Here is a 13,048-nt window from a genome sequence, read left to right on the forward strand (position 1 = left end):
CTCCATGCAGTTCAACATGATCAAGCCCGTCATCGGCGCCGCCCTGTTCGCGGCCGCCGTGGCCGCGCAGGCGCAAGTCGCCGTCGTGGTCAATCCCAAGAGCCCCATCGCCTCGATGACCGCCGACCAGGTGTCGAGCATCTTCCTGGGCAAGTCCAACCAGCTGCCCAACGGCAGCGCCGCGCAGGCGGTGGATCTGCCGGAAAGCGCCGGCGCGCGCGAGACCTTCTACACGAAGGCCACGGGCAAGTCGTCCGCCCAGGTGAAGGCCGCGTGGTCGCGCCTGGTGTTCTCGGGCAAGGGCACGCCGCCCAAGGAAATGGGCAGCGCCGCGGACGTCAAGAAGTTCGTCGCCGCCAACGCCGATGCCATCGGCTACATCGAGAAGTCGGCGGTCGACGGCTCGGTGAAGGTGGTGCTGAGCGTCGATTGATGCCGGCAGCGGGCGGCCTCGCGCCGCCCGCGCGCCGTCCCCGCCCTGACGGGTCCGCGCAGACGGACCGCAGGGCGGAGCCGGACGGCCGACCTGGGGAGGTCGTTGGAGACAGAAGATGAATTGGAGTCAGGCATGAACTTGAAGACCCGTATCGCGATGCTGCCCGTGCTGGCGGCGATCGTCTTCGCGGTGGGCATCGCGGTGGTGCTGTTCTTTTCGTCGCGGACCTCGGGCGCCATCCACGCGCTGGGCGAGGCCGACTATCCGTATCTCGTGGCCACCAACCAGGTGGCCGCGCAGCTCGAGGCGCTGAGCGGGACCATCCAGTCCGCGGTCGCCGAGGGTGAGAAGAAGCGCCTGGACGAGGCCGCCGAGCGCGCCGCGGCCATGCGCAAGGTGATCGCGTCGATCAAGACGATCCCGGGCCGTGCCGATGCCGGCGCGAAGCTGGAGAGCGGTTTCGAGGCCTACTACGCGGCCTCCGTCGAGACCGCGCAGCTGTTCCTGGGCATCAAGCAGGGCGACCAGGCCGGCGCCATTCCCAAGATGCAGGGCGCGCAGAAGGCGCTGGAGCAGTCGCTGGGCGAGGCGCGCGCCGACGCCAAGACGACCTTCGACGCGACGCTGGAGCGCGCGGAGAAGGGCGTGGGCTCGGGCCTGTGGGCCACCGTGCTGAGCGGGCTGATCGTGGTGATCTGCCTGGGCGCGGGGTCGTGGCTGCTGATCACGAGCGTGTGGCGTCAGCTGGGCGGTGAGCCCGAGTACGCGCGCGACGTGATGCGCCAGATGGCCGGCGGCGACCTGTCGCAGGCCATCCGCGTGGCGCCGGGCGCCGACTCGAGCCTGCTGGCCGCGGTGCGGGACATGTCGCAGGGCCTGTCGGCGATCGTCGGCAACGTGCGCAGCGGCACCGACTCGATGACGGTGGCCTCGCGCGAGATCGCCGCGGGCAACCAGGACCTGTCGGTGCGCACCGAGAAGCAGGCCGGCTCGCTGGAGCAGACCGCGTCCAACATGCAGCAGCTGACCGAGACCGTGCGCCAGAGCGCCGACGCGGCCAGCCAGGCCAACCAGCTCGCGGGCAGCGCCGCCACGGTGGCGAAGAAGGGCGGCGAGGTCGTGGGCCAGGTGGTCTCGACGATGGACGAGATCAGCGCGAGCTCGCGCCGCATCGGCGACATCATCGGCACGATCGACGGCATCGCCTTCCAGACCAACATCCTGGCGCTGAACGCGGCGGTGGAAGCCGCCCGCGCGGGCGAGCAGGGCCGCGGCTTCGCGGTCGTCGCCGGCGAGGTGCGCTCGCTGGCGCAGCGCAGCGCGGAAGCGGCGCGCGAGATCAAGACGCTGATCGGCGCGAGCGTCGAGCGCGTGGAGTCGGGCTCGCGCCTGGTGAAGGACGCGGGCGCGACGATGGAGGAGATCGTGGCCAGCGTGCAGCGCGTCTCGGACATCATCAGCGAGATCACCGCGGCCTCGGCCGAGCAGAGCCAGGGCATCGGCCATGTGAACGAGTCGGTGGTGCAGCTCGACCAGATGACGCAGCAGAACGCAGCGCTGGTGGAGGAGGCCGCCGCCGCCGCCAACAGCCTGGAGCAGCAGGCCCGTGCGTTGCAGTCGGCAGTCTCGACCTTCAAGCTCTCCTGATCGCTGAACGCGCCGGGAGCGGCGGGGTTCCTATAATCCCCGGCTTTTGATTCAACCAACGGGCCCCGCCTTGAAGTTCCTGATTGAAAACTGGTATCTCGTGCTGACGGCCCTGGTGTCCGGCGGTCTGCTGCTGTGGACCTCGATGCGCGGCAAGATGGGCGGCGTGGTCGTCGCCGAGGCGGTGCGCCTGGTCAATCGCGAGAAGGGCGTGCTGATCGACGTCTGCGAGACCGAGGAATATGCCGCCGGTCATGCGGGCGGCGCGCGCAACGTGCCGCTGTCCACGCTGACTGGCACGGAGCTGCCGGCCAGGCAACTGCCCAGCAACAAGGCCCTGCCGGTGGTGCTGATGTGCCAGACCGGCGCACGCGCGCAGCGCGCTGCTGGCATTCTCCAGAAACAGGGCTACGCGAACGCGGTCGCTGTCCAGGGCGGTCTGAAGGCCTGGCGCGAAGCGAGTTTGCCCATCGAGAAGTCCGCGGCCTGATCGCCCTGGCTGCCGCACCGGCACCGCAATTGCCGGTACACAGGACGCTCGTTCGACTTTGGAGATTGGCGATGGCCGCCGTGAAGATGTATACGACCCTGGTCTGCCCGTACTGCGTGCGGGCCAAGCACCTGCTCAAGCAGCGGGGCGTGGACCAGATCGAGGAGGTGCGCGTGGACCTGGATCCGTCGCAACGCGACTCGATGATCCAGCTGACCGGCCGGCGCACCGTGCCGCAGATCTTCATCGGTGAGACGCACGTCGGCGGCTGCGACGACCTGATCGCGCTGGATCAGCGCGGCGGGCTGCAACCGCTGCTGCAGGCCTGATTCCCACGGGGACGACCCGCGAACCGAACCGCTGAGACGATCCGCGAATCGACCCGCCGAACGCCGTCGCAAACCCTCACGGGACTGTCGCGAGCGCTCGGTCATAATGCCCGCCACTGGCTCGCCGCTGGCGGGCTTTTTCATTTGGATGACCCTCATGGCCGACGACATCAACGCTCCCGTGTTCCAGATCCAGCGCATGTACCTGAAGGACCTGTCGCTGGAGCAGCCCAACGCCCCGGCGATCCTGCTGGAGCAGGCCCAGCCGCAAGTCGACATCAAGCTCTCGCTGGCCGCCGAGCCGATCGCCGAGGGCCTATTCGAGGTCAGCGTCACCGCCACCGTCACGACGACGGTGCAGGACAAGACCCTGTTCCTGATCGAAGCCAAGCAGGCCGGCATCTTCGAGATCCGCAACCTGCCGCAAGAGCAGCTCGAAGGCATCCTGGCCATCGTCTGCCCGCAGATGATCTACCCGTACCTGCGCGCCGTCGTGTCCGACGTGTGCACCCGTGCCGGCTTCCCGCCGGTGCTGCTGACGGAAGTGAACTTCCAGGCCATGTTCGAAGCCCAGCAGGCGCAGCTCGCCGCCGGCCAGGTCAACGGCGAAGCCGCCCCGAACTGAGCCTCGTGCCCATGAGCGCGCCGGCCCCGCGGATCCGTCCGCTGGCCGGCGTGTTGCTTTCCGGACCTCCAAGTTTCGATCCACGATGACCGCTACGCGCATGAAGATCAGCGTGCTGGGCGCGGGTGCCTGGGGCACCGCGCTGGCGATCGCGGCGAGCGCGCGCCACGAGGTGACGCTGTGGGCGCGCGACGCGGCCGCCGTCGCCGCGATGCGCGCGGATCGCCGCAACACGCGATACCTGCCCGACTCGCCGCTGCCCGAGGCGCTCGCGCTGACCGAGGACCTCGACGCCGCGCTCGCGCACGGGCGCGAGGGTCTCGTGGTGATCGCCACGCCAATGTCGGGCCTGCGCGGCATGCTCGAGCGGCTGCCGGCAGGCACGCGCGCGCAGTGGCTGTGCAAGGGCTTCGAGGCGGGCACGGGGCGGCTCGGCCACGAGATCGCGCGTGAGGTCGCGCCGCATCTGGCGACCGGCATCCTGTCGGGGCCGAGCTTCGCGCAGGAGGTCGCGGCCGGCCAGCCCACGGCGCTGGTGTCCGCCTCGGGCGATGCCGCGCTGGCGCAACTGGGCGTGAGCGCCTTCCACAGCGAGCGGCTGCGGGTGTACTCGTCGGCCGATCCGGTGGGTGTGGAGGTCGGCGGGGCGGTCAAGAACGTGATGGCGATCGCGGTGGGGATCGCCGATGGGCTGCGTCTCGCCGCGGAGGCGCGCGGTCAGCACGGCCCGGGCCTGAACGCGCGCGCCGCGCTCATCACGCGCGGGCTGGCGGAGATGCAGCGGCTGGCGCTGGCGCTGGGCGCGCAGCAGGAGACGCTGCTCGGCCTGGCCGGACTGGGCGATCTGGTGCTGACGGCGACTGGCGATCTGTCGCGCAACCGGCGCGTCGGGCTGCTGCTGGCCGAGGGCCTGGACCTGCCCGGCATACTCGTGAAGCTGGGGCATGTGGCTGAAGGCGTGTACAGCGCGCCGACGGTGCTCGCGCGGGCGCGCGGCGCCGGCGTCGACATGCCGATCACCGCGGCGGTCGTCGAGGTCCTCGAGGGCCGCATGACGACGCACGCGGCGATGGACGCGTTGATGGGCAGGCAGGCGAAGTCGGAATGGTGAAGCGCCGCGCGCTGATTGCTGTCGGCGCGCTCGCCGCGGCGCCGCTCGTCGGGCGGGCCGCGGCGCCATGGCCCTCGCGGCCGATCCGGCTCGTGGTGCCGTTTCCCGGCGGCAGCTCGCCGGACCTGATCGCGCGGGACCTCGCCGAGCCGCTCGCGCAGGCGCTCGGTCAAGCCATCGTCATCGACAACAAACCCGGTGCCGGCGGCAACATCGGCACCGGCGTGGTCGCCAAGGCCGCGCCTGATGGGCACACGCTGCTGTTCACCATCCAGGGTCCGCTGATCACCGCGCCGTTGCTGGCGAAGTCGCTGCCTTACGACCCGCGGCGAGAGCTGCGCGCGGTCAGCCTGATCGCGAGCTCGCCGAATGTGCTGGTGGTGTCGCCGTCGCTGGGCGTGGACACGCTGGCGCAGTTCGTGGCGCTCGCGCGGCGCCGCGCGGGCGAGTTCAACTACGGCAGCATCGGCAACGGGAGCGCGGCGCATCTGGCGATGGAATCCTTCATCGCGCGCGCCGGGCTGCGGCTGGTGCATGTGCCCTACGCGGGCTTCCCGCAGGTCGTCAACGCGATGCTGGCGGGGCAGGTGCAGGCCGGATTCATGGTGCCGGCCATCGCGATGCCGCAGGTGCGGGCGGGCAAGCTCAAGGCCTTGGCGGTGACGAGCGCCGGGCGGTTTGCCGCGCTCGCGGAACTGCCGACGGTGGCCGAGTCGGGTTATGCGGGCTTCGAGGCGACTTCCTGGCAGGCGATGCTCGCGCCCGCCGGCACGCCGACGCCGATCGTCGAGCGGCTGAGCGCGGAGGTCGTGCGCATCGTGCGAGGCGACGCGTTCCGGCGCGCGCTGCTGCCGCTGTACTTCAGCGCCGCGGGGACTTCGCCCGAGGGCCTGGACAGCCTCATGAACGACGAACGCAAGCGCTGGGGCGCGCTGATCCAGCAGCTCAAGCTGGAGCGCGAGTAGCGCCTCAAACGTCTCAAACGTCTCGTCTCAAACGCCTTCGGCGTAGCCGTTCTGACGCCAGCCCTCGAAGACCGAGACCGCCACCGCGTTGCTCAGGTTCAAGCTGCGCTGCCCCTCGCGCATCGGCAGCCGCACGCGCTGCTCCAGCGGAAAGGTGTCGCGCAGCGCCGGCGGCAGCCCCGCCGTCTCGCAACCGAAGACCAGCCAGTCGCCCGGCCGCAGCGCCACCGTCGGCAGCAGCCGGCTGCCGCGCGTGGTGAACGCGAACAGCCGCGTCGCATCGGGCTGCTCGGTCGTAAGGAAAGCCTGCCAATCCGCGTGTCTCTGCACGGTCGCGTACTCGTGATAGTCCAGACCCGCGCGCTGCAGCAGCTTGTCTTCCATCGAGAAGCCCAGCGGCTCGATCAGGTGCAGCCGGCAGCCGGTATTGGCTGCCAGCCGGATGACGTTGCCGGTGTTGGGCGGGATCTCCGGATGGACCAGCACGATGTTGAACATGGGACGGCTTCTTTCCTTGTGGACTACGGCGTGCGCGCGACGACCCAGGCCTGCACGTCGGCCGCGCCTGCGCGGCGCAGCGCCAGGGCGGCCTCGCGCAGCGTGGCGCCGCTGGTCATGACGTCGTCCACGAGCGCGATCCGCAGCCCGTGCACCGGCTTCACGACGGCGAAGGCGCCGCGCAGGTTGCGCCGGCGCGCCGCCAGCGGCAACTGCGCCTGCTGTTCGGTGTGACGCAACCGCAGCAACGTGCGCGCGCAAAGGCGGGATTGTCGCTCCGTCGCTGATGACCGCGGCGGCAGCACCAGCCGCCGCGCGATCTCGTGCGCCTGGTTGTAGCCGCGCTCGCGCAGCCGCTCGGTCGACAAGGGCACCGGCAGGATCAGATCGGGCGGCTCGCCCGTCATGAAGCCTTCGGCCACCAGCGCTCGTGACAGCCGCAGCGCCAGCAGGGACGCGGCATCCAGGCGATCGCCGAATTTCAGCCCCAGCAGCAGGTGGTCCCACGGGAACGCGTAATCCATCGCCGCGATGCAGCGCGACAAGGGTGGTGCGCCACGGACATGGCGCGCGCAGCGTCCACAGCAAGCGGCTTGCGTCCCCGCCGGCAGCCGCAGGGCGCAGAGCGCGCAGCGTGGGCCGGTGTCCACCGGATGCAGCGCGTCGCAGTCCGCGCACAACGGCCCGCGACACCAGCATCGACACAGCGCGCACTGCCCGGGCCAGTCCACCGCGACCAACGCCCGCCAAGTCGCTCGGAGCCGCGCGATACCGCACGCCATCGAGGATCGCGTCAATGCCCGGCGCCGGAACAGGTCAAGCATGGCCGCCTACAATCCCGCCCCATGACTGGAGATGAGGCCTTGCCGCCGAGCACACAGCAGATCGATGCGGGCGCGGCGCAACGGCAGCGTCGCCGCCTGGCCGCGTCCGAGGACGCGCCCTGGCTGCATCAGGAGGTCGCCACGCGCATGCTGGACCGGCTTCCCGTGATCCGCCTGCAACCGACCGCCGTGCTGCAGAGCCGCCCCGCCACCGGCGGCGGCGACACCGGCCTGCGCGCGCACTACCCGCAGGCCACGCAACTCTGGTTCGATCCCGACGCCGAGGTCCGCGCGCTGCTGCAGCAGCGGCTCAAGCGCGGCTTCATGCAATCGGTGATGGACAAGCTGCGCGGCGGCGCCTCGACCGAGGTCGTCGCCGAACCGCCCGCGGGCGCCGCGCAGCTCGCGTGGTCCAACATGGAACTGCACGCCGAGGCGGACAAGCCCGCGCTGGTCAAGCGCTGGCATGCGGGCCTGGCCGTGGAAGGCTGCCTGATGTTCTCGTGCCTCGGCCCGGACAGCTTCATCGAGCTGCGGCCGATCTTCGCGCGCGAGGGCTGGGGCCCGCCGGCGCCGGACTGGGTCGACATGCATGACCTGGGCGACCTGCTCGTGCATGCGGGCTTCGCCGATCCGGTGATGGACCAGGAACACCTGCGCCTGACCTGGGGTTCGCCGCAGGACCTGCTGCGCGATCTGCGCGCGCTGGGCGGCAACCTCGCGCCGGCGCGTCTGCGCGGTCTGCGCACGAAAGCGTGGCGCGAGCAGCTGCTGCGCGCGCTCGAATCGCTGCGCGGCGCGGACGGCCGTCTCGCGCTGAGCATCGAGCTGGTCTATGGCCATGCGTTCAAGCCTCAGCCGAAGGTGAAGGTCGCGGCCACCACCGAGGTGTCGCTGGACCAGATGCGCGCCATGGTGCGCGGCGCGGGCAAACACTGACCCCCATCGCGCGCGGGCTCGGCTAGGGCTCGCGTGAAGGCGTCGTGACAGAGGAGAAGAGGGCCTCAGTCCGAGGGTAATCCTGGGCCGTTCGCATCGCCGGGGCCAGTCATAGTGCGGCAGGGGGGTGGGCTAGAATCCGCGCCCGACTGGAGTACGTCTGCTGGCCCCGTAGGTTTCTGCCACCGCTTGGCATCGAAGCCCGCGCTACAAGCGGGATCGAGCGCCGAAGCCGCCTGGAGGAGACCCGGGTGACACGAGCTTGAGAAAGACTGGATAAAGAGACGACCATGACGATTGAACACAGTTGTGTGCAACTGGGGCGCCGCTGCAGCCAGCTTGCGTTCGGCCTGACGGCCGCGCTGGCCAGCCAGGTCGCCTTGGCGGTGAACGACCTCCCCGGGGGGCCGGCCGTCAATCAGCTGAATCTGCATCCGCCGGTCACCAAGATCGCGCACGAGCAGATGTGGTTGCACAACTTCATGCTGGTCATCTGCCTCGCGATCTTCATCGCGGTCTTCGGCGTGATGTTCTATTCGATCTTCAAGCACCGGAAGTCCAAGGGCGCGGTGTCGGCCAACTTCCACGAAAGCGTGAAGGTCGAGATCGCGTGGACCATCGTGCCCTTCATCATCGTCATCCTGATGGCGCTGCCCGCGACCAAGGTCGTCGTGGCGATGAAGGACACCACCAACTCCGACATCACCATCAAGGCCACCGGCTACCAGTGGAAGTGGGGCTACGACTACCTCAAGGGTGAGGGCGAGGGCATCGGCTTCGTGTCGACGCTGGACGCCTCGCACCGCGCGCTGTCGGACTCTGGCCATCCGGGCCAGGTCGACAACTACCTGCTCAAGGTCGACAACCCGCTGGTGGTGCCGGTGGGCAAGAAGATCCGCATCATCACCACCGCCGACGACGTCATCCACGCGTGGATGGTGCCGGCCTTCGGCGTCAAGCAGGACGCGATCCCCGGCTACGTGCGCGACACCTGGTTCAAGGCCGAGCAGACCGGCGACTTCTACGGCCAGTGCGCGGAGCTCTGCGGCAAGGAACACGCCTACATGCCCATCCACGTCAAGGTGCTCAGCGCCCAGGACTACAGCGCCTGGGTGGGCGGCGAGATGAAGAAGATCGCCGCCAAGGCCGATGACCCGAACAAGGTCTGGACGATGGACGAGCTGATGGCCCGCGGCCAGAAGCTGTTCGACGCCAACTGCGCGGTCTGCCACAAGGCCGACGGCAAGGGCGCGGGCCAGTTCCCGGCGCTGGACGGCTCGGCGATCGTCAAGGCCGAGGACCACGCGCAGCAGCTGCACCTGGTGCTCAACGGCAAGGGCCAGATGCCGGCCTGGAAATCCGTGCTCAAGGACAGCGAGATCGCCGCCGTGGCGACCTACACGAAGAACGCCTGGTCCAACAAGACCGGACAGATCGTCCAGCCCGCGGAAGTCGTGGCCGAGCGCGCGAAGTGACGCGCCGCCTCTGACATTTCGCCTGATCCGCTGACCGCAAGAACGCGTATGAACGCCTGCCTGCCCCACGAGGGGCGGGCCGCCACCGAGGATTTGACATGAGTGCAGTGCTCGACCACCCGACCGGTCATGCCCATGACCATGACGATCATCACGACCACCACGCCCCCACGGGCTGGCGGCGCTGGGTCTTCGCCACCAACCACAAGGACATCGGCACGCTGTACCTGCTGTTCAGCTTCACGATGCTGATGATCGGCGGGACGCTGGCGCTGTGCATCCGCGCCGAGCTGTTCCAGCCGGGCCTGCAGTTCTTCAATCCGGAACTGTTCAACCAGTTCACGACGATGCACGGCCTGATCATGGTCTTCGGCGCGATCATGCCGGCCTTCGTCGGCTTCGCGAACTGGATGATCCCGCTGCAGATCGGCGCATCCGACATGGCCTTCGCGCGGATGAACAACTTCAGCTTCTGGCTGATGATCCCGGCGGCGCTGATGCTGGTGGGCTCGTTCTTCATGCCCGGAGGCGCCCCGGCCGCCGGCTGGACGCTCTACGCGCCGCTGACGCTGCAGATGGGCCCGTCGATGGACGCCGGCATCTTCGCGATGCACATCCTGGGCGCGTCGTCGATCATGGGCTCGATCAACATCATCGTGACCATCCTCAACATGCGCGCCCCCGGCATGACGCTGATGAAGATGCCGATGTTCGCGTGGACCTGGCTGATCACGGCCTACCTGCTGATCGCGGTGATGCCCGTGCTGGCCGGCGCGATCACGATGACGCTGACGGACCGCCACTTCGGCACCAGCTTCTTCACGCCCGCGGGCGGCGGCGACCCGGTGATGTACCAGCACATCTTCTGGTTCTTCGGCCACCCCGAGGTCTACATCATGATCCTGCCGGCGTTCGGCATCGTGAGCCAGATCGTCCCGGCCTTCGCCCGCAAGCGCCTGTTCGGTTACGCCTCGATGGTGTACGCGACGGCCTCGATCGCGATCCTGTCCTTCATCGTGTGGGCCCACCACATGTTCGCCACCGGCATGCCGGTGACGGGCCAGCTGTTCTTCATGTACGCGACGATGCTGATCGCGGTGCCCACCGGCGTGAAGATCTTCAACTGGCTGGCGACGATGTGGCGCGGCTCGATGACCTTCGAGACCCCGATGCTGTGGGCCGTGGGCTTCATCTTCGTGTTCACGATGGGCGGCTTCACCGGCCTGATCTGCGCGATGGCGCCGATCGACATCCAGATCCAGGACACCTATTACGTCGTGGCCCACTTCCACTACGTGCTGGTCGCGGGCTCGCTGTACGCGCTGTTCGCCGGCGTCTACTACTGGGGTCCGAAGTGGACCGGCGTCATGTACTCGGAGACGCGCGGCAAGATCCACTTCTGGGGTTCGCTGATCACGTTCAACGTGACCTTCTTCCCGATGCACTTCCTGGGCTTGGCGGGCATGCCGCGCCGCTACGCCGACTACCCGATGCAGTTCGCCGACTTCAACGCGCTGGCGTCGATCGGTGCCTTCGGTTTCGGTCTGATGCAGGTCTACTTCTTCGTGTTCGTGGTCGTGCCGATGATGCGCGGCAAGGGCGAGAAGGCACCGCAGAAGCCGTGGGAAGCGGCCGAGGGCCTGGAATGGGAAGTGCCGTCGCCGGCGCCGTTCCACACCTTCGAGACGCCGCCCAAGCTCGACGTCACCGCGACGCGGATCATCGGCTGATCGCCGGGAACGAGGAGCGGCAGCGATGGCCCCGACGCCCGAGCAACGCAAGAGCAACCTGCGCCTGGCGCTGATCCTGGCCAGCGTGGCCGCCGTCTTCGCGATCGGCTTCGTGGCCAAGATCGTGCTGCTCGGCGCCGCCTGACGACGTCATGAGCAGCACCACCGACAAGCGCTCGGGCTGGATCCGCAGGGAGAACCTGCGGATGACCGGCAAGCTGCTGGTCGTGGTGGCGGTGATGTCGTGTTTCGGTTACGCGCTGGTGCCGATGTACCGCGCGATCTGCACGGCGCTGGGCATCAACGTGCTGTCGCTGTCCGAGCGCCAGCACGCGGTGCGCGCCGAGGACGTGAAGAACACGCAGATCGACTACAGCCGCCAGATCACGATCGAGTTCGACGCCAACGCGCGCGGCCCGTGGGACTTCAAGCCGGCCAGGCGCCACCTGACGGTTCACCCGGGCGAGCTGACGACGGTGATGTACACCTTCCAGAACATCCAGTCGCGGACGATGTCGGCGCAGGCGATCCCGAGTTACGCGCCCAAGCAGGCGACGCCGTATTTCAACAAGCTCGAATGCTTCTGCTTCAACGAATACACGTTGAAGCCGGGAGAGCAGAAGGAATGGCCGGTGGTGTTCGTCATCGACCCCAAGATCCCGAAGGATGTGCGCACGATCACGCTGTCGTACACCTTCTTCGAGATCGCGGGCAAGGGCAAGGCGCAGGCGGCGGTGACGGCGCCGCCCGGGCCCCGGTCCTGAGCGGGCTGTCGACCGGTGGAAACGACGATGTCCGAAGACCTGAAGCCGGGTGAGGATCTGAAGCAGGCGATGCAGCGCAAGGGCTCCTTCCTGGGCACCTTCCGGGCGGTCGCGTGGTCCTTCTTCGGTGTGAGGAAGGGCTCGGAGTATGAGAAGGATGTGTCGCAGCTCAATCCGCTGCATGTGATCGTGGCCGGCGTGCTCGCCGCGGCCCTGTTCGTGCTGGGATTGATCCTGCTGGTCCGCTGGGTGGTGAGCAGCGGTGCGGCAATGAACTGAGAACTGAGTTCGAGGAGAAGAACGCATGTCGGCAACGACGACTCATGGGCAGCAGCCCTACTACTTCGTGCCGGGTCCGTCGCGGCACCCGGCGATGGCCGCGTTCGGCCTGTTCTGGGTGATCCTTGGCGCGGGCCAATGGATCAACGGCCATGACTGGGGCAAGTGGTCGCTGCTGTTCGGGCTGCTGTGGTGGGCATTCACGCTCAAGCAGTGGTTCGGCGACGCGATCCACGAGAGCGAGACCGGCCAGTACAGCGACCGCATCGACGTGTCCTTCCGCTGGAGCATGGGCTGGTTCATCTTCTCGGAGGTGATGTTCTTCGCGGCCTTCTTCGGCGCGCTGTTCTGGTCGCGCGGCTACAGCATCCCGACGCTGGGCAGCCTGGACAACGCGCTGCTGTGGCCCGACTTCAACGGCCTGTGGCCCAGCGTGGCCCCGGGCGCGACCGCCTCGCCGGGCGGCACGGTGGACGCGTTCTCGACGATGGGCCCGTGGCCGATCCCGACGATCAACACCGCGCTGCTGCTGACCTCGGGCGTGACGCTGACCATCGCGCACCATGCGCTGATCGCGGGCAAGCGCGCCAAGACCATCGGCTGGATGTGGGCCACGGTGATCCTGGGCATGGTGTTCCTGGGCTTCCAGGGCTACGAGTACTTCCATGCCTACACCGAGCTGAACCTGAAGCTGAACTCGGGCATCTTCGGCTCGACCTTCTTCATGCTGACCGGCTTCCACGGCTTCCACGTGTTCGTGGGCATGCTGATGCTGCTGTTCATCACGCTGCGGCTGATGAAGGGCCACTTCACGCCCGAGCGCCACTTCGGTTTCGAGGGCGCGGCCTGGTACTGGCACTTCGTGGACGTGGTCTGGCTGGGCCTGTACGTGATCGTCTACTGGATGTGAACGCGCCGCGCGGCGCGATCGCCTGA

The 13,048-nt window shown here is 68.4% G+C and carries 16 protein-coding genes; 14 read left to right on the forward strand and 2 right to left on the reverse strand.

Annotated features, from left to right (window positions below):
* Positions 1–4: 4 nt before the first annotated feature.
* From ACNI65_RS01945 to ACNI65_RS01975, 7 genes are all read left to right on the forward strand, one after another.
* Positions 5–433: a hypothetical protein gene (locus tag ACNI65_RS01945; RefSeq protein ID WP_416760866.1), complete on the forward strand. Its 429-nt coding sequence runs from the start codon at positions 5–7 to the stop codon at positions 431–433.
* A gap of 135 nt (positions 434–568) precedes the next feature.
* Positions 569–2,083 carry a methyl-accepting chemotaxis protein gene (locus ACNI65_RS01950; RefSeq protein ID WP_416760867.1) on the forward strand — a complete coding sequence of 505 codons (1,515 nt, stop codon included), beginning with the start codon at positions 569–571 and terminating at the stop codon, positions 2,081–2,083.
* A 70-nt stretch (positions 2,084–2,153) separates the two neighbouring features.
* The gene (locus ACNI65_RS01955; RefSeq protein ID WP_416760868.1) at positions 2,154–2,573 is read left to right on the forward strand and encodes a rhodanese-like domain-containing protein; all 420 of its coding nucleotides are present in this window, start codon (positions 2,154–2,156) and stop codon (positions 2,571–2,573) included.
* 71 nt (positions 2,574–2,644) lie between these two features.
* Positions 2,645–2,902, forward strand: coding sequence for a glutaredoxin 3 (gene grxC / locus ACNI65_RS01960; RefSeq protein ID WP_416760869.1), 258 nt, complete (start codon positions 2,645–2,647; stop codon positions 2,900–2,902).
* Between the two features lie 157 nt (positions 2,903–3,059).
* A complete protein-coding gene (gene secB, locus ACNI65_RS01965; protein WP_416760870.1) occupies positions 3,060–3,527 on the forward strand; it encodes a protein-export chaperone SecB in 468 nt (155 codons plus the stop codon).
* 100 nt (positions 3,528–3,627) lie between these two features.
* Positions 3,628–4,638, forward strand: coding sequence for an NAD(P)H-dependent glycerol-3-phosphate dehydrogenase (locus ACNI65_RS01970; protein ID WP_416763548.1), 1,011 nt, complete (start codon positions 3,628–3,630; stop codon positions 4,636–4,638).
* On the forward strand, positions 4,632–5,603 hold the full coding sequence (locus ACNI65_RS01975; RefSeq protein WP_416760871.1) for a Bug family tripartite tricarboxylate transporter substrate binding protein: 972 nt from the start codon (positions 4,632–4,634) through the stop codon (positions 5,601–5,603). The genes ACNI65_RS01970 and ACNI65_RS01975 overlap by 7 nt, the downstream gene beginning before the upstream one ends.
* A gap of 27 nt (positions 5,604–5,630) precedes the next feature.
* Here ACNI65_RS01975 and trmL read toward each other — a convergent pair whose 3' ends face one another.
* Positions 5,631–6,101, reverse strand: coding sequence for a tRNA (uridine(34)/cytosine(34)/5-carboxymethylaminomethyluridine(34)-2'-O)-methyltransferase TrmL (gene trmL, locus ACNI65_RS01980; protein WP_416760872.1), 471 nt, complete (start codon positions 6,099–6,101; stop codon positions 5,631–5,633).
* A gap of 23 nt (positions 6,102–6,124) precedes the next feature.
* Entirely contained in the window at positions 6,125–6,646 is a 522-nt protein-coding gene (locus tag ACNI65_RS01985; RefSeq protein ID WP_416760873.1) for a ComF family protein, read from the reverse strand.
* 300 nt (positions 6,647–6,946) lie between these two features.
* On the opposite strand from ACNI65_RS01985, the gene ACNI65_RS01990 reads away from it, so the two are divergent.
* The 7 genes from ACNI65_RS01990 to ACNI65_RS02020 all read left to right on the forward strand — a co-directional run bounded on the left by ACNI65_RS01990 (position 6,947) and on the right by ACNI65_RS02020 (position 13,022).
* Positions 6,947–7,864, forward strand: a complete 918-nt coding sequence (locus ACNI65_RS01990; protein ID WP_416760874.1) for a biotin synthase — start codon at positions 6,947–6,949, stop codon at positions 7,862–7,864.
* Positions 7,865–8,154: 290 nt separating this feature from the next.
* Positions 8,155–9,339 carry a cytochrome c oxidase subunit II gene (coxB, locus tag ACNI65_RS01995; RefSeq protein ID WP_416760875.1) on the forward strand — a complete coding sequence of 395 codons (1,185 nt, stop codon included), beginning with the start codon at positions 8,155–8,157 and terminating at the stop codon, positions 9,337–9,339.
* Between the two features lie 98 nt (positions 9,340–9,437).
* Positions 9,438–11,069, forward strand: a complete 1,632-nt coding sequence (ctaD, locus tag ACNI65_RS02000; protein WP_416760876.1) for a cytochrome c oxidase subunit I — start codon at positions 9,438–9,440, stop codon at positions 11,067–11,069.
* Positions 11,070–11,094: 25 nt separating this feature from the next.
* Positions 11,095–11,214, forward strand: a complete 120-nt coding sequence (locus ACNI65_RS02005; protein ID WP_416760877.1) for a cytochrome oxidase small assembly protein — start codon at positions 11,095–11,097, stop codon at positions 11,212–11,214.
* A 7-nt stretch (positions 11,215–11,221) separates the two neighbouring features.
* Positions 11,222–11,833, forward strand: a complete 612-nt coding sequence (locus tag ACNI65_RS02010; protein WP_416760878.1) for a cytochrome c oxidase assembly protein — start codon at positions 11,222–11,224, stop codon at positions 11,831–11,833.
* A 27-nt stretch (positions 11,834–11,860) separates the two neighbouring features.
* Positions 11,861–12,112 (forward strand): DUF2970 domain-containing protein, encoded by a 252-nt coding sequence (locus ACNI65_RS02015; protein WP_416760879.1) that lies wholly within the window; start codon positions 11,861–11,863, stop codon positions 12,110–12,112.
* Between the two features lie 25 nt (positions 12,113–12,137).
* Positions 12,138–13,022, forward strand: coding sequence for a cytochrome c oxidase subunit 3 (locus ACNI65_RS02020; RefSeq protein WP_416760880.1), 885 nt, complete (start codon positions 12,138–12,140; stop codon positions 13,020–13,022).
* Positions 13,023–13,048: the final 26 nt, after the last annotated feature.

This window comes from Roseateles sp. So40a (genome assembly GCF_048081605.1).
GTDB lineage: Bacteria > Pseudomonadota > Gammaproteobacteria > Burkholderiales > Burkholderiaceae_C > Roseateles.